Here is a 22987-nt window from a genome sequence, read left to right as displayed (position 1 = left end):
CGAGGAGAGAGGGAATACGATGCTGGACCGCAAGGAGGCTTACCTGGGGCTGCACTTCGATCTTCATCCGACGGAAGAAGACGACAGCCTGGGGGCGGACGTGACGAAGGAACAAGTCGGGCAGTTGCTGCGGCGCGTTCGTCCCGATTACATTCACTACGATTGCAAGGGCCATCCCGGCTATGTCGGCTGCCCGGTCGATACGGGCTGGGCGGCCCCCGGTATCGTGCGGGATTCGCTCGCCATCTGGCGCGAGACGACCCGGGAGCTCGGCATTGCGATGGGCATTCATTATTCCGGCGTGGTCGATCATCTCGCGGTGCGTCGGCATCCCGAATGGGCCAGCCAAGATGCCGGAGGGAGGCCGGATGCCGAAGCGACAAGCGTGTTCGGCCCGTATGCCGACGAGCTGATGATCCCGCAGCTTAAGGAGCTCGTTGCCCGCTACGGATTGGACAGCGTCTGGCTGGACGGCGAATGCTGGGGGGCGAAGCTTGATTATTCCCCCGCCGCCCTGTCCGCCTGGCATGCGGAGACGGGCTGGGACGATGCGCCCGTCAGCCGCGACGATCCCCGGTGGCTAAGGTGGAAGAGCTTCCATCGGGCGGCGTTCGAGGCTTATCTGAAGCATTGGACGGAGGAGCTGCACCGCTCCTTCCCGACGCTTCAGGTCGCCAGCAACTGGGCGTACACGACGATGAGCCCGAAGCCGGTCGCCGCCGGCATCGATTATATCTCCGGCGACTTCGACCCGATGCTGTCGGCGGATCGCGCCCGGACGGAGACGCGATACCTGAGCAACGTCGGCATGCCTTGGGAGCTTCAGGCATGGGGCTTCGACAATGCCGCCGGGCAGGAGGAGCTGCTGAAGACGCCGTGGCAGCTCAAGCAGGAAGCGGGCGTTGTGCTGATGCACGGCGGGGGCTTCATGATGTACTTCCTTCCCACGCGATCGGGATACATCAACGAACAGATCGAAGACGTCGCCGCCAAGGTGGCGGACTTCTGCCGTGCAAGGCAGCGCTTCTCCCATCGCAGCGTCTCGGTGCCGCAGGTGGCGCTGCTGCATTCGAGCGAGAGCCAGTTCGAGCGCTCCGACCGGGTGTTCACATGGTGGGGCACGCCGCTTGTCGAGCTGGAAGGGGCGCTGCACGCCCTGCTGGAGTCGCATTATTCGGTCGACATCCTGGCCGAGCATATGCTGGAGAACCGCCTGGAGGAGTTCGCGCTTCTGGTCATTCCCGACGCGCACGCGCTGTCCGACGAGTTCAGCCGCCGGGTGCTCGCCTATGTGGACGGCGGGGGCAAGCTGCTTCTGCTCGGCGAGCGCTGTGCGCGGCTGTTCGGCGAAGCGCTCGGGGCGGAGCTGCTTGGCGAGCCGGAGGCCGTGAATGCGCAGCTTGTCTTGCCGGACGGGCAGGTTGGAAAGTCTGGGGAGGAACGGAATGTCTGGGAGGCCGGGAAACTCGGGAACGGCGGCAAGGTCGGCAAGGTCGGCAAGGTCGGCTGTCCCGGCTTGTGGCAGCGCGTCGAGACGACAACCGCCGAGGCCGTCGCCGTCCGCTATCATGGCGACGGCGTCCACGGCCGCCATTCGTACCTGGATACGAGAAGCGAAGGAGTGTCCGCCGAGCATCTGCGCCATCGCGAGGAAGCGATCGCCGCGACGGTGAACCGTTACGGCAAGGGAGCGATCGCCGCCGTCTACGGCCCCGTCGCCGAGCGCTACTTCCATTCGCATCACCCGTCGCTCCGGGAATGGATTCGCCGGCTGGCGGAGCGTCTGTTCCCCGACCCGGCCGTGAGCACCGACGCGCCGTCCTGCGTCGATCTCTCGCTTCGCCGCACCGCGGACGGCGAGCTGTGCGTGCATCTGCTCAACCTGGCGAACATGCCGGTATCGAATCGGCGGGCTTACGCCGATTATGTCCCGCCGATCGGGCCGATCCGGCTGAGCGTTCGCCTGGAGAGCCCGCCGGCTTCCGTCTCCTGGGAACCGGACGGCGAGGAGCCGGCCTGGAGCTGGGCGAACGGCCGGCTGGAGGCGATCGTCGCAAGGCTCGACATTCACGGGGCGCTGATCATTCGCTCGTAGCTCTATCGGCAACATGAAGGGCCGCTTCGCCGGGTTGTCCGGCGGGCGGTTTTTTCGCGCGGGCTTGAAGAGGGAGGGGAGCGCTTCCCATGCGACAGCATCCATGGGATAATGGAAGGGTTACTTGGGCGCCAACAAGGAGATTAACGCTTATGCAGGGATACAACGTCATCATGGTCTACAGCCCCGACAGGCAGCGGCTGCTAATGTGCCGAAGGCGGAAGGACCCGTACAAGGGATTAAGCAATCTGGTCGGCGGCAAGATCGAGAGCGAAGAGTCCGGAATCGATGCGGCCTACCGGGAGCTGCGGGAGGAGACCGGCATTGGGCGGGACGATATTCGGCTGCGGCATCTGATGGACTTCACGTATTACTTGCAGAATTGTTGCGTCGAAGTGTACGTCGGCCGGCTGCGGCGGGAGGTCGAGGCGAGCGGCGACGAGAACGATCTGTATTGGTCCGATCTCGAGCGGGACTTCTTCGATCTGAAGCGGTACGCGGGCGAAGGGAATATCGGGCATATGCTCGAGCAGGTGAGAAGGAGTCCGGAGCTGCTGGACTAGCCGGAGGAGGCGAAGCGAATGGCTTCTGCATCGGGGAAGAAGCAGCCGGCGGCGGCACTGCCGATCCGGTTGTTCGAAGACGCGCCGTCGTTCGAACGGTGGCTGGAGGAGGAGCATGCCTCGTCGCCCGGTGTGCGGCTTCATCACGCGAAGAAAGGGTCGGGCGTCGCGACGTTGACCTACAACGAAGCGCTGGAGATCTGCCTGTGTTACGGCTGGATCGACAGCCAGAAGGAAGCGCACGACGACCGAACCTGGCTGCAGCGCTACACGCCGCGCGGGAAGCGGAGCATCTGGTCGCAGGTGAACAAGGAGAAGGCGGAGCGCCTGATCGCGGAAGGGCGGATGCGTCCAGCGGGACTGGCAGCGATCGAAGCAGCGAAGCAAGGCGGCGAGTGGGACCGGGCCTATGAGGCGCAGAGCCGCATGACGCTGCCGGACGACTTCGCGGCCGAGCTCGCCAAGAGCGAGCGGGCGAAGGCGTTCTTCGAGACGTTAAACGGGGCGAACCGCTTCGCGATCCTGTTCCGCATCGGGAACGTCAAGAAGCAGGAGACGAGGGAGCGGAAGATTCGCCAGTTCATCGAGATGCTGGAGCGGGGCGAGAAGCTTATTCCGTGATCGGTCATTGAACGAACAGAAGCCCTGACCGTCTGGTCAGGGCTGAGGCCCCTGTCCGCACTTGCTCAAGCTCTGCGGTTCGATCGGGCGTATGGTTCGGCTAAGCGGCGGGCCGCCCAGGGCAGGCGAAGCGAAGTTTGGATTTCGATTACAACATCTCGGAATCGATGATCCGCCAATGGAACTTCAGCAAGCAATCGAGGCGATCTTTGTCTTTGTTCATAAAGCATTCGATGACCTGTTGGTGTTCAGCATTTACTTCCAGGAGCACATGAGCCATCTTTTCCTTGTCTTCGCTTATGTAAGACTGGCGTATAAAGCCATTCTTTAACTGATGAATTTTCTCGATCAGCGTAGGGTTGTTGCATTTGAGCGTGTAAATCTCATGGAAATCATACTGATCTTGATAATATTCCGCAAAGTCCCTGCGGTTGATGTCATCGTTAATCTTATCGACAATACTCTGCATCCTGCTAAGCTCGTGCTCTCCGATGTGCTCGATAGCGAGCGAAGCGGCAAGTGCATCTAAAGCTCCAATAATTTGCGATACGTCCAACTTTTCTTTAGGATGAAAAGGTTTTACGATAAAGCCTCGTCTGGGGATGTATTCTAGTAGGTTGTCGTTCGTCAATTGGAACAGGGCTTCTCGTGTGGGTGTTCGGCTAATATCCAAAGTTTTGCAGATCTCGGCTTCGTTGATTTTTTGATTCGGCGACCAAGCGCCGTCCTGGATCTTAGATACTATATAATTATAGACATGGTCCTTTAGCGATTGGTATTTAGGTAGTTCCAACGGCGTGCCTCCTCTGAACCGCAACAATCTCACCTAATCCTATTATTGCATACCAACATATACTTAAACAGCATGTGTCCCAATCGAATAGTGATTGATCCAATGCTGTCAGTTTCTCGGATGGTGTAATGAGTCTATTTTTAATACTAACATTGGAACGCATGGACGACAATAATAAACTTTAAGATAATACGAAAATGCGTTTTCCATGTTACATAATATAACGCGAGGTTAGGGTATTTAATTTTGTCTTAAATGGTATTGTCGTCCACACCTCTCGGTGTTATAATACATTACACGAACGGAGTGTTGTACAATGTATATTGTATACGAGATGTCAGGTTTTCGCATCTCGCATTCTGTTTCCTAGAGAAAAGGAGAGATCAGAGGGAATGAAGAAAAGGTTAATTGCATTGACGGCGGTCATGGCTCTAGGGGTACTTGGAGCGTGTGGCAACAAAGAGAATAATTCCGCTTCGGAAACTCCGGCTTCAACTCCGTCCCCGTCGGCATCGCAAGGGAAGATCGTTGTCGGTACAAGCGCAGATTACGCTCCGTTCGAGTTCCACAAGACGATTGACGGCAAGGATACGATTGTAGGGTTCGATATTGCTATCGCGAAGGAGATCGCCCAGGATCTTAATGCTGAACTAGTGATTACAGATACCGATTTCGATGGACTTCTTCTGTCTTTGGATACGGGCAAGGTAGACTTTGTCATCTCCGGTATGAATCCGACCGAGGAACGCCGGAAGCAGGTCGACTTCTCGGATATCTACTATAACGCATCGCAAGGGGTTCTTGTGAGCAAAGAAACGGCTGATCAGTATAAGACGCCGGAAGATCTGAAGAACAAAAAAATTGGCGTTCAGAAAGGAACCATTCAAGAGGATCTTGCCAAGGAAATCGAGGGTGCTCAACTAACGTCGTTATCCAAAATACCAGAGTTGGTGATGGAGATCACTAGCGGTCGTGTAGATGCTGTGATTCTAGAGAAGCCTGTGGCTGAGCAATACGCCAAGACGCAGTCCTCTACGGCGGTGTCGGATATTGTCATTGAACAGCCTGCGGACGAGACGGGTTTCGCCATTGCGGTGAAGAAGGGCGATGCACAACTGGTGGAGGATATTAATGAGACGCTAAAGCGGCTCCAGGATAATGGCGACATTGATCGTTTCGTCGTTGAAGCGAATGAATTGGCAGGAGAATAAAATGCAAAGGTAGATTACGATGAATTTCTCCTTTCTTACGGACCACTGGCAGATGTTTGCTCATGGTGCCTGGGTGACGCTGAAGCTTTCTTTTTTCGGTGTCATACTCGGCACCCTGCTTGGAATTTTTTTGGCCTTGCTAAGGTTGTCGGGGGTATGGGTGGCAAAGGCCGTTTCTTCGGCTTATGTGGAAATAATCCGAGGGACTCCCTTGTTCGTGCAAATATTGCTTATTTACTACGGTCTTACGGAGTTCGGAATAAACATGTCTGCTTTTATGGCAGGTGTTGTCGCTCTTACCGTCAACAGTTCGGCTTATATGGCCGAGGTGTTCCGCGGCGGGATCGAGGCGATCGATAAAGGGCAGACGGAAGCGGCGAGATCGTTGGGAATGCCGCGGGGAATGACGATGTACCACATCGTGCTTCCACAGGCATTCCGTAACATGTTGCCGGCCATTGGCAATGAATTTATTATCATCATTAAAGATTCTTCTTTGGTATCTACCGTCGGAATTGCAGAGCTTCTGTACAATGCAAGGACAATTCAGGGTTCGCTCTTTTTGACCTTCGAGCCGCTTCTTGTCGTAAGCGCCTGCTACTTTATCATGACCTTCACGCTCTCCAAGCTGCTGGGTGCATTGGAAAGGAAGCTGAGAACGAGATGATCAAGGTCCGGGAACTGCGCAAATCCTATGGTAAGCACGAAGTGCTCAAAGGGATAGATTGTACCATTCATCAGGGGGAAGTTGTAGTCGTTATCGGGCCGAGCGGATCGGGCAAGAGCACATTCCTGAGATGCTTGAATCGTCTTGAGGAGCCAAGCTCCGGTGAGATCATGTTTGAAGGTCGGCCGGTTGTCGAGAAGCAATCGGAGCTGAACTCGATTCGGCAGAAGATGGGGATGGTTTTCCAGCACTTTAATTTATTTCCCCATATGAATGTGATGGAGAATCTTACGCTTGCTCCAAGGAAATTAAAGAAGCTCTCGAGAGCTTCGTCGGAAGAGCTCGCAATCGGACTCTTGAAGGCTGTCGGCTTGGAAGACAAAAAACATGCTTATCCGAACAGCCTGTCGGGCGGTCAGAAGCAACGCATCGCAATTGCGCGGTCCTTGGCAATGGAGCCTGACGTCATCTTGTTCGATGAGCCCACCTCGGCGCTGGATCCAGAGATGGTTGGGGAGGTTCTTGACGTCATGAAGGGGTTGGCCCGGAGAGGAATGACGATGGTTATCGTTACCCATGAGATGGGATTTGCCAGGGAGGTCGGAGACCGCTTGCTGTTTATGGATGGGGGTAAGATTGTCGAAGAGGGAAAACCCAGGGATATTTTTGAAAAACCCGGGCATCCGCGCACCAAAGAGTTTCTATCTAAGGTGTTGTGAATCAGAGCAAGGGCGAAGGATTCTGAATCGATGAGATATGAGAGATGCAGAATCTTTTTTTTGAAATCATTTGTATATTGTATACAATATTTTAAAGGTGAGGAAAATGAACTATTCGAGGACGGTAATCGCAAGAGTTGAGAAATACGGAGCACGCAATTATTTGCCCCTGCCTATTGTTATTGCCAGGGCCGAAGGTGTATGGGTGGAAGATCCGGAGGGCAATCGGTATATGGATATGTTAAGCGCCTATTCCGCTCTTAACTTGGGTCACCGGCATCCCAGAGTTATCCAAGCGTTAAAGGAACAAGCCGATCGGGTAACGTTGACCTCCCGGGCGTTCCACAACGAGGAGTTGGCTTGCTTCTATGAGAAATTGGCGAATTATACCGGCAAATCAATGATACTGGCAATGAACACGGGGGCTGAAGCGGTTGAAACTGCGATAAAGGCCGCTCGCAGATGGGCATATAGGTACAAGGAAATTCCTGCTGACGCGGCCGAGATCATTGTTTGCGAGGGGAACTTTCATGGCCGGACGACGACAATTACGTCGTTCTCTTCCTCCGAAGAGTACAAACGTGATTTCGGCCCCTTCACGCCTGGATTCAAACGAATACCGTATGGAGACATTGAAGCGCTTGAACTGGCGGTGAACCGTAATACTGCCGCGCTTCTGCTGGAACCAATTCAGGGTGAAGCCGGAATTGTTATTCCCCCTGCAGGGTTCCTTACGGCAGCCAAACAGCTATGCGAGAAGAATCGGGTGCTGTTCATTGCGGATGAAATTCAGACCGGGTTCGGCCGCACGGGACGGCGATTCGCCTGCGACTGGGAGCATGTGTCTCCTGATATGATCATACTGGGCAAGGCATTGGGAGGGGGGGTAATGCCGATCTCTGCCGTTGCATCAAGTGATGCCATTCTGGGCGTCTTCGAGCCGGGATCGCACGGCTCTACATTCGGAGGAAATCCGCTTGCCTGCTCGGTGGCCGCAGCGGCGCTAGAGGCGATGGAGGACGAACAACTGGATGAGAGGTCCGCGCTTCTCGGAGAGAGGATGTTAAACAGACTTCGAGATCTTAATAGTCCGATTGTTCGCGAGGTCAGAGGAAAGGGGCTGTTCGTCGGGATAGAGCTGGATAGGCCGGCGAGACCTTTCTGCGAGACATTGATGGAGCGCGGCCTGCTCTGCAAAGAAACCCATGAGAATATCATCCGGCTTGCTCCTCCGCTAATTATCTCCGAAGAGGAATTGGATTGGGCGTTGTCACGTGTTGAATCTGTATTGGAGGGGACGTATTGACGCAGGGTCCTACGCTACTTGGAATGAGGGAGACAGAAATGATAGACAAAAAAGTAAGAATCATCCGCGTTCCCTTCTGGATGGGCAGTGGACGGATCGGTACGGAGCTTGGTCCGGAGAGCATGATAACAGCCGGGTTGCTTGGTCAACTCAAGGGCATAGGGATGGATATTGTTGGAGACTGCGAGATCGATTGCTGTCGTCATCCTTCGGGAAGTGCCGGCAGCGGGGACATTAAGTACTACACGGAAGTCAAGGACATGGCAAGAAAAGTGAGCGAGCAAGTCGTTGGCGCCTTGCAGTCCGGTTTTTTTCCTTTGGTTCTTGGAGGAGACCACAGTGTGTCGATAGGATCATTGGCCGGGTTGACGGGGCACTACCGGAATCTTGGTGTTATTTGGTTCGACGCACATGCGGACTTGAATACGGAGGAGACGACGCCGACGGGGAACGCTCACGGAATGCCGCTCGCCATTGCTCTTGGAAGGGCACGGTTCAAGCTGACGGATATACAGGGATCTAACCTTGTTTCCAAAGATAAGCTGGTCATTGTCGGGGCAAGAGATATCGATCCTGGTGAACGGGAGTTGATCCGCGAAGAGGGCATTACTTGCTTTACTATGCATGATATCGACAGATACGGCATGAGAAACGTGATGGAGAAGGCGATTCGGATCGCAGGAGAAGGGACGGATGGCATACACTTCAGTCTTGACCTGGATGCGTTGGACCCTCAGATAGCTTCCGGGGTTGGAACGCCGGTTCCCGGAGGCATAAGCTACAGGGAGGCGCACTTCGCCATGGAGATGATTGCGGAATCCGGGCTCTTGAGATCGGCAGACGTCGTTGAGATTAATGCGGTGCTCGACAACGATCGAAGAACGGCGCGGCATGCCGTAGAATTGACCGCTTCATTGTTAGGAAAAAGAATATTGTGATTAAGGAGGACAGCAACATGCAAGTGAATTTGAGTGCCATCGGGGCTTTTGTGAACGAGAAACTGACAGATTTCGGCAACGAAACAAACGCGAATGAGATGCGAAGCGCCATAAAGCTAATTAAAAGCAGACAGGGGGAGAAGTATCCCCTTCATATCGGGGACGAGGTCATTTATACAGACGATATGACAGTGTCTGTCGACCCGGCAAACCCGACTCAAGTTGTGGGCTATGTAAGTAAAGCTAGTCGTGACTTGGCTGAGAAGGCCATGGAAGCCTCGTTGCTCGCGTTCGAGAAGTGGAAGAGGACTCCTGTCGAAGAAAGAGCTGTCTGCTTGTTCAAGGCAGCGTCTCTCATCCGGGACAAAAAGCATGAATATTCCGCTTGGATGATTCTAGAGTCGGGCAAAAACTGGACGGAAGCGGATGCGGACACGGCAGAGGCCATCGATTTTCTGGAGTATTACGGGCGTGAGATGCTTCGGTTAAATCGTACCAATGAAACAAACCCTCTGACTCGTTTAACGGGAGAGGTAAATTGGTTGGATTATATCCCGTTAGGCGTAGGGATCGTGATTCCGCCATGGAATTTCCCATTGGCAATATGCGCGGGAATGACCTCAGCAGCTGTCGTGGCAGGTAATAGTGTCGTGTTGAAGCCTGCCTCCACAACGCCGATTATCGCCTATCGGTTCTACGAGACGATGATCGAGGCGGGGATCCCTCCGGGCGTCATTCAGTATTTGCCGGGAAGCGGGGCTGAGATCGGCGATTATTTAACCTCTCATCCCAAGACCAGATTTATTAGTTTCACTGGCTCCAAGGAGGTCGGGTTGAGGATAAATCGCTTGGCAGCGGAGACGGCAGAGGGACAAATCTGGATAAAGAGAGTCATAGCGGAAATGGGAGGCAAGGATGGAACCGTTGTCGACGAGACGGCAGATTTGGATATGGCGGCGGAAGCTATCGTATCGGCGGCATTTGGCTTCCAGGGGCAGAAATGCTCGGCGGGCTCCAGAGCCATTATCGTTGAATCCGTGTACGATGAGATGCTGGCAAAGATAGCCGAGTTAACGGCCAAATTGTCGTTGGGCCAACCAACGGAGAATAAAGCGATCGGCCCCGTTATTGACGAGTCTTCTTATGAGAGAATACTCTCTTACATTGAACGAGGTAAGGGGAAGAACAGGCTTTTATTTGGGGGAGGCAAAGGAGCCGGAGAAGGATATTTTATCGAACCGACTGCATTTGCAGATGTGAATCCTGATTCTGAACTCATGCAAGAAGAGATTTTTGGGCCTGTGCTTGCCATTGCGAAAGCAACAGATTGGAAGGAAGCGATTCGTATCTATAACGATACCGAATTTGGCCTGACCGGATCTTATTTCTCTCATGATGAGGATCGCATAGAAGCGGCATTGAGGGATATGCACTGCGGCAATTTATATGTGAATCGAAAGTGTACGGGCGCATTGGTGGGGGTCCATCCTTTCGGAGGGTTTAACATGTCCGGGACAGATTCGAAGGCAGGGGGACATGATTATCTGTTGCTCTTTACCCAAGCAAAGTTGATGTCTCGTAAAGAAGATTAACAATTATAAACGTTAGATACATGTGAACTTCTCTCGAAAATCATCCGTGTTCGCAAATAAGGATTGTTGAGAATTACGGGCGATGTTATAATTCATGACGCAGACGTAACGAATATTGTGTACATAATATTGTATACATAATTCATTTGTTGAAGGAGTGATGTTCGATGACTTAATGCTCTAGGCAACGACGCAGTTATTGACGTCTATCATCGTTCATCCTAACTCAGAAGCGGGAGGATTAAGATGCAGAAAAAGAAAATGTACAGACAGATGACAGCCATGCTTTTAGCTTTTACCCTCATGCTATCGGCTATTTTGCCAAGCGCATGGGCAGAAGAAACCGGCGGTGCTGATCCTGTTCTCCAATCGGAAGAGACTGTATTGGAGAGCGCAGTTCCTACTGCGGATGATGAGCTCGTTGCGAATCCCGAGGTGTCGGAGGAGCCTCTTGTCCTGTCCGCACTCGCTGCGCCGCTGGAGGAAAGCTCCGTTGGCTATGCAGCATACGGCTATATGCAGTACCTCTCCTCCACGATAGGAACACGGACAGTTGGCAGCGAAGCCGATGCGCTTGCCGCCCAGTATATCCACGATCAGTTCGAAGCAATGGGCTACAAGCCAACGAAAATTCCCTTCGAATTCACCTCAAGGGGCGTCACCTATGAAACTGCGAATGTTGTCGCGACCAAGACGGGCGCTTCGTCGAAAACCATTTATGTCGGGGCTCATTACGATTCCGTAAGCGCAGGCAAGGGGACGGACGACAATGCTTCAGGAGTAGGCGTCATGATGGAGACGGCCAAGACGTTGGCCGGGCTGACAACTCCGTATACGATCACGTTCATCGCCTTCGGCTCTGAAGAATCGGGGCTTAGAGGATCGAAGAATTACGTGGCTGGCATGAGCGCCGAGGAGATCAAGAATGCCGTCGCCATGATCAATCTGGATAGCCTTGCCGTCGGCGACAACATGCACATCTACGGCAGCGAGGGCAGAGACGGATTCGTTCGGGATCTGGGGTTGGATATCGCAGCTCGCTTGAATCTCCAAGTCACTACGCAACAAGGCTTGAATCCGAAATATCCGGCTGGAACGACCGGCGATTGGAGCGATCATGCTCCCTTCAAGAGCGCGGGCATCCCATACGCTTATCTGGAGGCAACGAACTGGAATCTTGGCGATCTGGATGGCTATACGCAGACAGAGAAGGACGGAGAGGTCTGGCACACTTCCAAGGATAACCTTGATTACATCTCCCAGAATTACCCGGGTCGCATTGAGGAGCATCTTAGCACCTTTACGACCCTCCTAACGAACATTCTTCTGGAAATTCAAGAACCTGCTTCTCAGACCCTAACGTTAAGCAACGACAAAGCCTCCATCACGGAGAAGCGCACGATCGACGTGGAATTCGACATGCCAAGCACTTCTGCGGTGGCTGATTTGCAATGGACCTTCGGAGGCAAGCCGTTCTCGGAATGGAAGAAGTATAAGAGCGGCGGCTTCACGGGAGATCCGTTCATTACGGTTGAGGGAACTCCTGTGGTCGAGAATGGCAAGCTCAAGGCGAAGATTACGTTCGATCTCATCTTCGGTACAACCAACTTGTCATCCAACCGCTCCCGCTACCCTGCGCTCTTGGGGACGTATGACCTCGCCGTAACGGGCAAGACCGGCAATCTCATCGGACAAGCTCCGATCACGCTCAACGTCTACGACGATTATCACCCTTATGATGAAATCAAGCCGGCGCTCGACGAGATCATGGAGAGTCCGAACCGTAAGGACCGCTATATTGAGACCAAGGTCATCGGGCAGTCGGTCCAAGGCAGGGACATTCTGTTCTCCATCGTCGCGAAGGATGCTCAATCCGTCGATGATTATCTGAACAAGACCCTTCCGGCAATGCTCAACAATCCGGAGAGCCTGCAGAAGCAAATTCGCAACGGAACTCTCAAGGATTACAAGGTTCCGATCTGGATCAATAACATTCATCCGGACGAAGCACCCGGCGTTGACGCCATCATCAATATTTTCCGATCGCTTGTTACCGAGAATACCGTCACTTACAATACAACGGACGATAACGGAGCGCAGCAGACGATTACGCTCGATATCGGTAAAGCTCTCGATAATGTAATCTTCCTTCTGGACTATACGGAGAATCCGGATGGTCGATACTTGAACACTCGCGCCAATTCGTTGGGCTTCGACTTGAACCGCGACAACTCTTATCAGACCCAACCGGAAACCCAGCAGGTCATGGGAGAATTGGCGAAGTGGATGCCGACCAGCTTCCTTGACTTCCACGGCTTCGTCGGCCAGTTCCTGATCGAGCCTTGCACGCCACCGCACGATCCGAACTTTGAGTACGACCTGCTTATCGACAATATGGTCGAGCAAGCCACTCTTATGGGACGAGCGGGAATCGCCAATACCAAATACGACACATTCCATATTCCTTACCTGGAATCGCAGAAGCTGGCCGAGGATCCTTCGTATAAGCCAATTGCCAACGCGACAGGCTGGGATGATGCTTCCCCTGCCTATACAGCAGTATTCGCGATGCATCATGGAGCAATGGGCCATACGGTCGAGATTCCCGAATTGAATCAGGATTCGACCGACGCTCTTTACTACACCGCGATGGCGGCAACCAAGTACTTGGCAGACAACAAGGATCGTTTGTTCCTGAACCAATTGGAGATTTACAAGCGCGGTCTCAACAATGAAGACGACCGTATGGTCGACAAGTATCTGTTGAACGCGAACAACGAGGCGATCGGACGTCCTCGCGGAGAGAACGAGAACTTCTTCCCGGAATATTACGTTCTTCCGGTTGATGCCGCTCACCAGAAGAGCCCGTCGGAAGCTTACAAGATGGTGCAGTATTTGCTTCATAACGGAGTCAAAGTCGAGAGAACTCTGCAGAGCGTGCGCGTCGGGGAGACTGTATATCCGAAGGGAACCTACATCGTCAATATGCATCAGGCCAGCCGCGGCTTCGCCAACCTGGTCCTGTACGATGGATTTAATGTCTCTGATTTCTCGGAGATGTACTCGGATATTATTCAAAGCTTCCCTGAGATGAGAGGGTTCGACAGCTATGAGGTTCGAACGGCGGATGTCTTCAAAAACATGACTACCGTCCTTACGGACAAGTCCCAGGTTGATGTTCCAGCAACTCCTGTTACTGGCAGCTCTTATTATTATGTCATTCGAAATCGCGACAATGCGGCCATTCAAGCCGTAAACGAGTTGCTTGCCGGCAACAAAAAGGTCACTCTCCTCGAGAACGGAGGAGGTGCGGAGGCGAACGCTTATGAGAAGGGAGACTTCCTTGTCTCCTATACGAACCTCGTGACGGTTGCGAGCAAGTACATGCTGACAGTCGTTCCATTCCCGAAGGACGGCGATACTTCCGGCAAGGTACTGAAGCCGGCTGTCATTGGCACAACAGCCAAGAGCAACGCGGAATTCGTTCTTAATCAGCTCGGCTTTACAGTGACGAACGAGCTTGCTCAAGCGGATATTCTGCTTAATGCGGGCAACGCCGATCAAATCAAGTCCATTCCTTACATTGGCTTCGGCAGAAGCGGGATGAGTCTCTTCAAGAATGCCAATGCCGCTCCGGGCTTCAATTACAAGTCGGAAAGTTCTTATGAAGGCTTGTATAAAGCGGTCTTCTCTCAAGAGAGCATCCTTACGTCGCCATACGAAGCGGAGGATTACCTCTACACCAATACGGGATCGTATATTACGGCAGTTCCGGACGGCGCCGAAGTCATCGCGACCGTTAAAGACGCAGACGACTTCTTTGTAGCGGGTTGGTGGCCAACCAACGCGGCTGCACAAGGCAAGACGGCGGCAATCGTGTACAAGAAGGACGGAGTTGATGCGGCAATCTTCGCTTCCGATTCCTTCAATAAGGACCATCCTCAGGCTCAATTCAGACTGATGGCGACGGCGGTATACGCGGCATCGGAGGCTGCGGCCGAGGACTCGATGACGGATGGGGAGCTTACGCTCCCGCCGGTAACGTCAACGCCTCCGACAACTACCCCTCCAACAACGACACCGACGGAACCGACGGAGCCGACCGAACCAACGGAACCGACGGAACCGACCGAGCCGACGGAGCCGGTCGCGACTCCTGAATTCAAGGATTTGGCTCAAGCTCCATGGGCAATCGACGCTATTCAATCCCTCGCTGCCAAGGGGATCGTTAAGGGGATTGGCGACAATCAATTCAACCCGCAAGGACAAGTCAGCCGTGCAGAGTTCCTGACGATGCTAGTTCGCGCGTTCGACTTACTCGATGAACAAGCTGTTGCTTCCTTTACAGATGTAAACAGCGGAAGCTGGTATTACACTTACGTTGCCACAGCCGTCCAATTGAATCTGGTTCAGGGAGTAGGGTCGGGCAAATTCGATCCGAACAGGCCGATTACCCGCGAAGAAATGGCAATCATGGCCGCTAATATCTTGAAGCAGATCAAAGACAAGCAAGCGGCAGATGTTGAGGACACGCTCAAGAGGTTCAAGGATTCGTCAAGTATTGCGGCCTATTCTAAGGATTCGATAGCGTTGCTGGCGGAAGAGGGGGTTATCAACGGGGTTTCCTCCGATACGTTCCTTCCTAAGGGAATCGCAAGCCGGGCCCAAGCAGCGGTTATCGTTTACAAGCTGATGAGTGTGGAATAGTTCTTAAGCATGCTTGAAGCAAAGAAATAAACAGACAAGGCCCCGACCTCGGGGTCTTGTCCAATCACTACTGGAATTTGGATCGGAGGCAAAGCATGGAGGAGACACGTGTTGAGACCGATGAGGAAGGCGTGGTCATCGTGCCTGCCTATTCGTATTATGGAATTCAGACTCGACGAGCACTATCGGCTTATCCTTCCGTCAATCACAGAATGCAACCGGAGTGGGTCGTCGCCGCTTCTCAAACGAAGAAAGCTTGGATTCGATTAAGCGTCCATAGCTTGAAAATACCAAGTAGAGTCGGTTCCTTGCTGATACGATCGGCAGAGGAGATCGAACAGGGTAGATGGCATGACCAAATCAAAGCGTTTCCGACCTTGGACGGTACGGGAACGGCATACCAAAACAATTTGAACGAGGTTCTGATCAATCGTGCTCTCGAACTGCTCGGCGAATCCAAAGGGGACTACGCCTTGCTGGACCCCGTTACTTACGACGCATTGGAACAACCTGATGCTATGTTCCTGGGAATCAGTTCCGTACTGGCCATGTTGGCTTTGATGGAAAAGGGGCAAGCGGCATGTGAGTTGGCAGGAGTCGAGCCCGAGCGCTTCCAACAATGGATCAGAAGGCTGGAAGCTGTGCAAATTGGTAGATGTCCGTCCGAATTGATGAAACTATTAGCAACCGATACCGACCGAAAGCTGCAATGGAATTCATCAGGAAGCCGAATGTCGGAAGTCATTCCCGAGCTGGCGGGAGAGATAGAAGGAATTATAGCAACGAAGGTTCAACGAAGTAGCGGGGCGGAGATGCCCAATAGGCTTCTTAAGCAAATTCTAGGGGAAGTCGCAGGTTTCAGAACGACTATCGCCCACTTGATCGAGGATGGAGCGGAGACGACGGGCCCTATGGCCGCTTATTGCATTCTAGAAATTCTGGACCGGATCTCCAAGACAAAGGAAGTTGTTCCTCGTTAAGGCTCCGTTCCGGCTCTCTATTTTATTTCGATCTCCGGGAGGAGGGGACTATCGTAGAGAATCGTGAAGGAAAGAGATCTTCATGGACTCCTTACGGGATTTGGGTGCTGATCTTGCACGTGCTTGGCCTCCTATTGGCGGTAGTCTCATACCAAGATCACCCTGCATTGCTGGGATTGGGTATTTTAGCCTATACGTTGGGAATGCGCCACGCTTTCGATGCGGATCACATCGCGGCAATCGACAACACCGTTCGTAAATTGGTTCAACAAGGCAGCAATGCGACAGGTGCCGGGTTTTATTTTGCTCTGGGGCATTCTACGGTCGTCTGTTGCATGGCAGTTGCCACCTTGCTCGTAATCGATTGGGCGTCCGCAAATATGCCGCAGATGCAAGAAGTCGGCGGAACGATCGGAATGTCGGTATCGGGAATATTCCTGCTTCTAATGGGCTTGTTCAATTTAGCTGTTCTGATCAACCTCTATCGTCTTTATCGCGAGATGCGGCACAAAGAACATGAGGAAGAGAAACTCGAGCGCATTCTTCAAACGCGAGGCTTCCTGTCCAGACTGCTGAATCCGTTAAACAAGTTCGTAAACCGAAGCTGGCATGTCTATCCGATTGGCTTTTTGTTCGGTTTGGGCTTCGATACCGCAAGCGAGATCGCTCTGTTGGCGATGTCGGCAAGTGCGGCTCAGAATGAGGTCCCGGTTGCGGGAATATTGGCGCTTCCGATTCTGTTTGCGGCCGGAATGAGCTTATTCGATACGGCAGACGGGATATTGATGAATTCAGCTTACCGATGGGCGCTTCGGAATCCGCTTCGCACAGTTTATTACAATATAAGCGTTACCGGACTATCGGTCCTTACCGCCTTGGTCATCGGCGGGTTTGAATTGGCGCAAGTCCTTCTATCCCATGCCGGGGCAACGAATGGTGCCGGAAAGTGGATTCTGGAGCTGGATTTCGGATCGATCGGTTTCGTCTTGGTCGGCATTCTATTGAGTGCATGGGCCATCTCATATTGCGTATGGCGAAACGGGAGAATCGGGCAACGCTTGTCAGGTTAATCCCCTAACCTATGGAGAAGGAGTTCAAGGCATGCACCTCACGGAGAGAGAAAAGGAAAAGCTGATGATTACCGTCGCGGCGGAGTTGGCCAAGCGTCGTCTTGCGCGAGGCGTCAAGCTTAATTATCCCGAATGCGTCGCCCTGATCACCTCGGAAATTATGGAAGGAGCGAGAGATGGTAGAAGCGTTGCTGATCTGATGGCCTATGGCACAAAGCTGGTGCAACGGGAGCAAGTGATGGAGGGCGTTCCCGAGATGATCCATGAGGTTCAGGTCGAGGCGACATTTCCCGACGGCACGAAGTTGGTGACCGTTCATAAGCCTATCGCTTAAACAAGGGGGAGATAGGGATGATACCCGGAGAATTCAGAACAGCGCCGGGAGAATTGGAACTGAACGCAGGCAGGGCAACCGTTCGGCTTATTGTGTGCAACACGGGAGACCGGCCGATTCAAGTGGGCTCTCATTTTCATTTTTTTGAAGTCAACCGAGCGCTTCTCTTCGATCGTGCGGCGGCTTACGGCACAAGGCTCGATATTCCGGCGGGAACTGCGGTTCGGTTTGAACCGGGCGAGGAAAAGCCGATTATTCTGACAGAGCTTGGCGGTGCCAAGCTATCGTATGGGCTAAACGGGTTGGCGAGCGGGTCCGCCCGGATGGGACAGATACCTGAGGAGGCGTCTGGGAGACTGGAAGAATGGCTGGGCGTTGGAAGGAGCGGCGAGCATGAGAATTGACCGCAACAGCTATGCGAACATGTTCGGTCCTACCGTCGGAGACGCCGTGCGGCTTGCCGATACCGATCTGTGGGCAGTGGTTGAGAAGGATTACACCATCTACGGCGACGAGAACAAGTTCGGAGGCGGCAAGGTCGTGCGAGACGGGATGGGACAGTCGAGCCGGGCCACGAGAGACGATGGCGTTCTCGATACGCTTATCACGAATGCATTGCTGATTGATCACTGGGGCATCGTCAAAGCGGATATCGGAATCAAGGATGGCCGAATCGTCGGAATCGGCAAGGCCGGCAATCCCGATATTATGGACGGGGTAGAGCCTGAGTTGATCGTCGGCGCGAGCACGGAGATTATAGCGGGCGAGGGGAAAATCGTTACGGCGGGTGGTATAGACACTCATATTCATTTTATCGCTCCCCAGCAGATTGAGACCGCTCTGTCTTCCGGGATTACGACAATGATCGGGGGTGGAACAGGCCCTGCGACGGGAACGAACGCGACGACTTGCACGCCCGGGGCCTGGCATTTGGCAAGGATGCTGGAGGCAGCCGAAGGCTTCCCGATGAACCTTGGTTTCCTTGGCAAGGGCAACGCCTCCTTCCTGCCTCCGCTTATCGAGCAGATCCAAGCAGGGGCCATCGGACTCAAGCTGCATGAGGATTGGGGGACGACGCCTGCGGCCATAGATGCCTGCCTCAGGGCCGCAGACCTGTACGATGTGCAGGTAGCGATCCATACCGATACGCTGAACGAGGCTGGCTTCGTTGAGGATACGTTGAGAGCGGTAGGAGGACGGACGATCCATACGTATCATACGGAGGGAGCAGGAGGCGGGCACGCGCCGGACATCATACGTGCGGCCGCCGAACCGAATATCATTCCTTCTTCGACGAACCCTACGCGCCCTTATACCGTAAACACGATCGAAGAGCATCTGGACATGCTTATGGTTTGCCACCACCTCGATAGCCAAATTCCGGAGGATGTGGCGTTCGCGGACTCCCGGATTCGTCCCGAGACGATTGCGGCAGAGGATATATTGCACGATATCGGAGCATTCAGCATTATCAGTTCGGACTCCCAAGCGATGGGACGCGTCGGAGAAGTGATCCTCCGGACATGGCAGACGGCAGATAAGATGAAGGCGCAGAGGGGGGCATTGCCCGGAGACGGGCCGTATCGGGACAATGTGCGGATCAAGCGGTACGTGGCGAAGTACTCGATTAACCCGGCTATCGCTCACGGAATCTCGCATTTGGTCGGTTCCATCGAGGTAGGCAAGTGGGCGGACTTGACGATTTGGACGCCTGCCTTCTACGGAGTCAAACCGGATATCGTTCTTAAAGGCGGTAGCATTGCGTTCGCTCAGATGGGCGACCCCAACGCTTCCATTCCAACCCCGCAGCCGGTATTCGGCCGACCGATGTTCGCTTCCTTCGGCAAGTCACTTGCCCGAAGTTCGATCACCTTCGTATCCAGAGCCGCGTATGATGCGGGAATCGCCGAGAGGCTGGGCTTGGAGAAACATATAGAACCTGTTAAAGGCTGCCGGAGCATTGGCAAGAAGGACATGATCCATAATGATTCTACGTCTGCAATCACAGTCGATCCAGAGACGTATCGGGTGATGATCGACGGAGAACTTGCCGTTTGCGAGCCCGCCGAGCGCCTTCCGATGGCGCAGCGTTATTTTCTGTTCTGATGGCAAGGGCAGAGGGCAAGTCTTCTTGGTTAACGCTTCAATTATTGCTTGATTCCGCTTTGCCGATAGGAAACTTCTCGCATTCGTATGGCCTGGAGACGCTTGTTCAAGAAGGAGCTATCAGGAGCGGACGCGATCTGTGGGAGTTCATGGCGGGGATGCTTCGCTTCAACTGGTCCACCACCGATGCCATGGTGATAAAGGCGGTTTACCTATGCCAAGGAGACTGCGATTTGGAATACGCATATGACGTTGAAAGGCTGGTTCATTACCAACGGCTCGGAGAGGAATCCCGAGAGGGGATAGAGAGAACCGGACGCCGACTTCTTCGGCTGGCAACCGCATTATGGCCCGACTTGCCGCTTGAAGGGCTGACTTCCGCGCTTAGAGAAGGCCGCTCTCTCGGAACTTACCCTTTGGTCTTCGGCGTGGTTTGCCGTGCGCATGGAGTGCCTTTGGATCGAGCGGCCGAAGGCTATCTATACGCTAGCGCGTCGAATTGCGTCAACTCTGCGCTGCGGCTCATGTCATTGGGACAAAGCGAAGCCCAGCGACTCCTGGCGGCATCGTTCTCTGTCGTCGAGCAAGCATGGAGCAGCGTCAGGGAGATGGAGCCCGAAGAAGCCTACTCGTCGATGCCGCTGGCGGAGATGTCGATGATCGGCCATAAGAGCCTGTATTCAAGACTGTTTATGTCTTAACTATAGAAATCTTCAATTATGGGGAGGCTGTCCAAGCATGAAGTACGCTCACGATCGATTTTACCGATTTAATCGCCGCTTCGAAAGGAATGAACGACGGTTCCACCGTCTTGATCACGAGCACGAGCATCTGGAATGGGAAACGCCGGCATTCGCAGGCGGCCGACCGCTTAGGATTGGCATTGGCGGTCCGGTCGGATCCGGCAAGACGAAGCTTGTGGAGCGACTGGCGGTCGCCTTGAAGGATAAAATCGACCTGGCCGTCATCACGAACGATATCTACACCAAAGAGGATGCGCGGATTCTAAACGACAGCGGATGCCTCCCTATCGAACGTATTATCGGGGTTGAGACTGGCGGGTGTCCCCACACGGCTATTCGTGAGGACGCCTCCATGAACTTCGAAGCGGTGGAGGACCTGGAGGGCCGTTTCCCCGGCCTGGAGCTGATACTGATCGAGAGCGGGGGCGACAACCTGGCGGCCGCATTCAGCCCTGAACTGGCAGACCGGTTCATCTACATTATTGACGTCGCTCAAGGCGAGAAAATTCCGCGCAAAGGCGGTCCGGGGGTTAGCCGCTCCGATTTGCTTATCATCAACAAAATCGATCTTGCTCCGTTCGTGGGGGCGAGCCTGCAAGTAATGGAGGAGGATTCCAGGCGGATGAGAGGAGACAAGCCTTTTCTGTTTACGAATCTTCAGGCAGACGACGGGCTGGCGGAAGTCGCGGCTTGGGTTGTCGAGCAAGCGGGCAACCATGCGGATACGTGAGAAGGCGGTGGGAATTAGCGAACCTTCCGCTTCGGGCGTTCGGGCCGAGCTGCGGGCAACCGTGCGGCTGCGGGGTGGAATTCCCGTATTGGCCGAACGATACCATTCTGCTCCGCTCAAGATTGCCAAAAGCTTTATGATGAGAGAAGAAGCGGGAACTCGGCTTGGCATCATCCAGATGGACGTATCTCCTGGGCTGTTAGATGGAGACGAATACGAATTCGATTGGACGGCGGAAGAAGGATCAAGCGTATATGTGACCAATCAAGCGTATACGAGGGTTCATCCGGCGCGTGAAAAAGGGGCGACCGTTCGTCAACGACTGCGGCTCGAACGGGATGCGGTGCTCGAATGGATGCCGGAACCAGTCATGCCGTTTCGAGGAGCCCGCTATTGCGTTTGTACCGATATTGAACTGATGCCCGGTTCCGTCTGTGTGATAGCCGACCTTCTATGTCCGGGCCGGGTCGTCCGGGGAGAAGCTTTCGACTTCGACTTATACGATTCCAAGCTAAGCGTCCGATACAACCAAGAGCTTGTCCATTATCAGAGGCAAAGGTTCGAGCCGGCTCGCCTGCGAATTGAGTCTCCGGGATGTTTCGGGTCCTATACTCATCTGGCGACGCTATCTGTTTTCTCGGATCGAGTGGACGCTTCTGCCGTGACAAGAATCGAAGAGTTGCTGGAACCGGAGAAAACGAAAGCGGGCCTGATTGATGAAAAAATCGTATGGCACGTTGCGCTTACGGCCCGTTACGGCATCGTTGTTACAATAGCCGGCATGAAGACCTGGCAGCTTCAACGACTGGTCATCAAAGCTTGGGATGCGGTTCGCCTGGTATTCTTGGGATCTCCGCCGACTCGCTTACTCCGCGAGTCATGGATGCGAGACGATTGCTAGCGAATCAATCCATCTTAAACGAACAACCGCCCATGCAGGGCGGTTGTTTCGTTGCGTGGGGAATCCCAACATGCGGGCATCCCGCACGTGCTTATTCGCAGACCAGCGGCGTATCGGGCTTGCCGGAGGAATTCGTCTGCTGAATTTACGTTCGCCGACGCGGAACACAAACGTCTTGGCGGGACTGAATCGAGCTTGACGTTGTTTAGCTCTTAACAACGTAACAATGTTATGTTACATTATTCTCATCAAGGAGAGTGAGGACGATGTCGGAGAGAGAGCTGATCTCGAAGAAGGAGCTGCTCGAGCTGACGGGCATCTCTTATGGGCAGCTGTATCGCTGGAAGCGCAAGCAGCTGATCCCCGAAGAGTGGTTTATCCGCAAATCTACGTTTACCGGGCAAGAAACTTTTTTCCCCAAGGAGCTTATTCTGCCCCGCATCGACAAGATCGTGAACATGAAGGACGACCTGTCGCTCGACGAGCTGGCGGATAAGCTGTCTCCGTTCCTGTTCGACCACCCCCTGCGCAAGGATGAGCTAGGGAAACGAAACATTGTTTCGAAGGTGGTGCTTGACCGCTTCTGCGGCAGCGACCCGGACAACACGGTGTACGCCTTCGAGCAGATTCTCGCCTACTACGCGGTCGATCAGATGCTCCAATCGGGGGCGATGAGCCTGGAGGAAGGGGAGCTGCTGCTGATGATGCTGAAGGAGCATGGGGCGAAGTTCGAGGGACGGGCTTGCGAGCTGCTGTTTATTCGGAAGATGGGCGTGCCGGTGTTCGCGCTCGCGGCTTCGCCTTCGGAGCTCATCTTCGAGAATGGAGCGAAGGTCGTTGCCAAGGTATCGCTGACGGACTATATGGAACAGCTCAAGCTGAAGCTGACGTAAGCCTGGAACTACAATACG

General features: G+C 53.8%; 20 protein-coding genes. 19 read left to right on the top strand and 1 reads right to left on the bottom strand.

Annotated features, from left to right (window positions below; translation table 11 throughout):
• Positions 1 to 19: 19 nt before the first annotated feature.
• The 3 genes from E6C55_RS06355 (at position 20) to E6C55_RS06345 (ending at position 3279) form a co-directional block, all read left to right on the top strand.
• On the top strand, positions 20 to 2095 hold the full coding sequence (locus E6C55_RS06355) for an alpha-L-fucosidase (protein WP_168735488.1): 2076 nt from the start codon (positions 20 to 22) through the stop codon (positions 2093 to 2095).
• A 152-nt stretch (positions 2096 to 2247) separates the two neighbouring features.
• The gene (locus E6C55_RS06350) at positions 2248 to 2658 is read left to right on the top strand and encodes an NUDIX hydrolase (protein ID WP_136368945.1); all 411 of its coding nucleotides are present in this window, start codon (positions 2248 to 2250) and stop codon (positions 2656 to 2658) included.
• An 18-nt stretch (positions 2659 to 2676) separates the two neighbouring features.
• On the top strand, positions 2677 to 3279 hold the full coding sequence (locus E6C55_RS06345; protein WP_136368944.1) for a YdeI/OmpD-associated family protein: 603 nt from the start codon (positions 2677 to 2679) through the stop codon (positions 3277 to 3279).
• 148 nt (positions 3280 to 3427) lie between these two features.
• On the opposite strand, the gene E6C55_RS06340 is transcribed toward E6C55_RS06345, so the two are convergent.
• Positions 3428 to 4072: a GntR family transcriptional regulator gene (locus E6C55_RS06340; protein WP_136368943.1), complete on the bottom strand. Its 645-nt coding sequence runs from the start codon at positions 4070 to 4072 to the stop codon at positions 3428 to 3430.
• 392 nt (positions 4073 to 4464) lie between these two features.
• Between E6C55_RS06340 and E6C55_RS06335 the strand changes: the two genes are divergently transcribed.
• From E6C55_RS06335 to E6C55_RS06260, 16 genes are all read left to right on the top strand, one after another.
• Positions 4465 to 5283, top strand: a complete 819-nt coding sequence (locus tag E6C55_RS06335; protein ID WP_136368942.1) for a transporter substrate-binding domain-containing protein — start codon at positions 4465 to 4467, stop codon at positions 5281 to 5283.
• Between the two features lie 19 nt (positions 5284 to 5302).
• Positions 5303 to 5950 (top strand): amino acid ABC transporter permease, encoded by a 648-nt coding sequence (locus E6C55_RS06330; RefSeq protein ID WP_136368941.1) that lies wholly within the window; start codon positions 5303 to 5305, stop codon positions 5948 to 5950.
• On the top strand, positions 5947 to 6669 hold the full coding sequence (locus tag E6C55_RS06325) for an amino acid ABC transporter ATP-binding protein (RefSeq protein WP_136368940.1): 723 nt from the start codon (positions 5947 to 5949) through the stop codon (positions 6667 to 6669). Before E6C55_RS06330 ends, E6C55_RS06325 begins: the two co-directional genes overlap by 4 nt.
• Positions 6670 to 6775: 106 nt before the next feature.
• Complete coding sequence (locus E6C55_RS06320; RefSeq protein ID WP_136368939.1) at positions 6776 to 7975, top strand: ornithine--oxo-acid transaminase; 1200 nt, start codon at positions 6776 to 6778, stop codon at positions 7973 to 7975.
• A gap of 38 nt (positions 7976 to 8013) precedes the next feature.
• Positions 8014 to 8913 carry an arginase gene (rocF, locus tag E6C55_RS06315; protein WP_136368938.1) on the top strand — a complete coding sequence of 300 codons (900 nt, stop codon included), beginning with the start codon at positions 8014 to 8016 and terminating at the stop codon, positions 8911 to 8913.
• Positions 8914 to 8930: 17 nt separating this feature from the next.
• A complete protein-coding gene (gene pruA, locus E6C55_RS06310; RefSeq protein WP_136368937.1) occupies positions 8931 to 10505 on the top strand; it encodes an L-glutamate gamma-semialdehyde dehydrogenase in 1575 nt (524 codons plus the stop codon).
• 384 nt (positions 10506 to 10889) lie between these two features.
• A complete protein-coding gene (locus E6C55_RS06305; protein ID WP_230986566.1) occupies positions 10890 to 15212 on the top strand; it encodes a M20/M25/M40 family metallo-hydrolase in 4323 nt (1440 codons plus the stop codon).
• Positions 15213 to 15307: 95 nt separating this feature from the next.
• A complete protein-coding gene (locus E6C55_RS06300) occupies positions 15308 to 16192 on the top strand; it encodes a hypothetical protein (RefSeq protein WP_136368935.1) in 885 nt (294 codons plus the stop codon).
• A gap of 50 nt (positions 16193 to 16242) precedes the next feature.
• The gene (locus E6C55_RS06295) at positions 16243 to 17262 is read left to right on the top strand and encodes a HoxN/HupN/NixA family nickel/cobalt transporter (protein WP_136369033.1); all 1020 of its coding nucleotides are present in this window, start codon (positions 16243 to 16245) and stop codon (positions 17260 to 17262) included.
• A gap of 31 nt (positions 17263 to 17293) precedes the next feature.
• Complete coding sequence (locus E6C55_RS06290) at positions 17294 to 17596, top strand: urease subunit gamma (RefSeq protein WP_136368934.1); 303 nt, start codon at positions 17294 to 17296, stop codon at positions 17594 to 17596.
• A 17-nt stretch (positions 17597 to 17613) separates the two neighbouring features.
• Positions 17614 to 18000, top strand: coding sequence for an urease subunit beta (locus E6C55_RS06285; protein WP_136368933.1), 387 nt, complete (start codon positions 17614 to 17616; stop codon positions 17998 to 18000).
• Positions 17990 to 19702 carry an urease subunit alpha gene (ureC, locus tag E6C55_RS06280; protein WP_136368932.1) on the top strand — a complete coding sequence of 571 codons (1713 nt, stop codon included), beginning with the start codon at positions 17990 to 17992 and terminating at the stop codon, positions 19700 to 19702. The genes E6C55_RS06285 and ureC overlap by 11 nt, the downstream gene beginning before the upstream one ends.
• Complete coding sequence (locus E6C55_RS06275) at positions 19651 to 20403, top strand: urease accessory protein UreF (protein WP_230986565.1); 753 nt, start codon at positions 19651 to 19653, stop codon at positions 20401 to 20403. The genes ureC and E6C55_RS06275 overlap by 52 nt, the downstream gene beginning before the upstream one ends.
• Before the next feature lie 37 nt (positions 20404 to 20440).
• Entirely contained in the window at positions 20441 to 21175 is a 735-nt protein-coding gene (gene ureG, locus E6C55_RS06270) for an urease accessory protein UreG (protein ID WP_136368931.1), read from the top strand.
• Between the two features lie 88 nt (positions 21176 to 21263).
• Entirely contained in the window at positions 21264 to 22076 is an 813-nt protein-coding gene (locus E6C55_RS06265; protein ID WP_168735487.1) for an urease accessory protein UreD, read from the top strand.
• A 266-nt stretch (positions 22077 to 22342) separates the two neighbouring features.
• A complete protein-coding gene (locus E6C55_RS06260) occupies positions 22343 to 22969 on the top strand; it encodes a YhbD family protein (protein WP_136368929.1) in 627 nt (208 codons plus the stop codon).
• Positions 22970 to 22987: the final 18 nt, after the last annotated feature.

This window comes from Cohnella fermenti, from assembly GCF_004801405.1.
Lineage (GTDB): Bacteria > Bacillota > Bacilli > Paenibacillales > Paenibacillaceae > Cohnella > Cohnella fermenti.
This window is presented reverse-complemented; position numbering and strand designations above follow the sequence as displayed.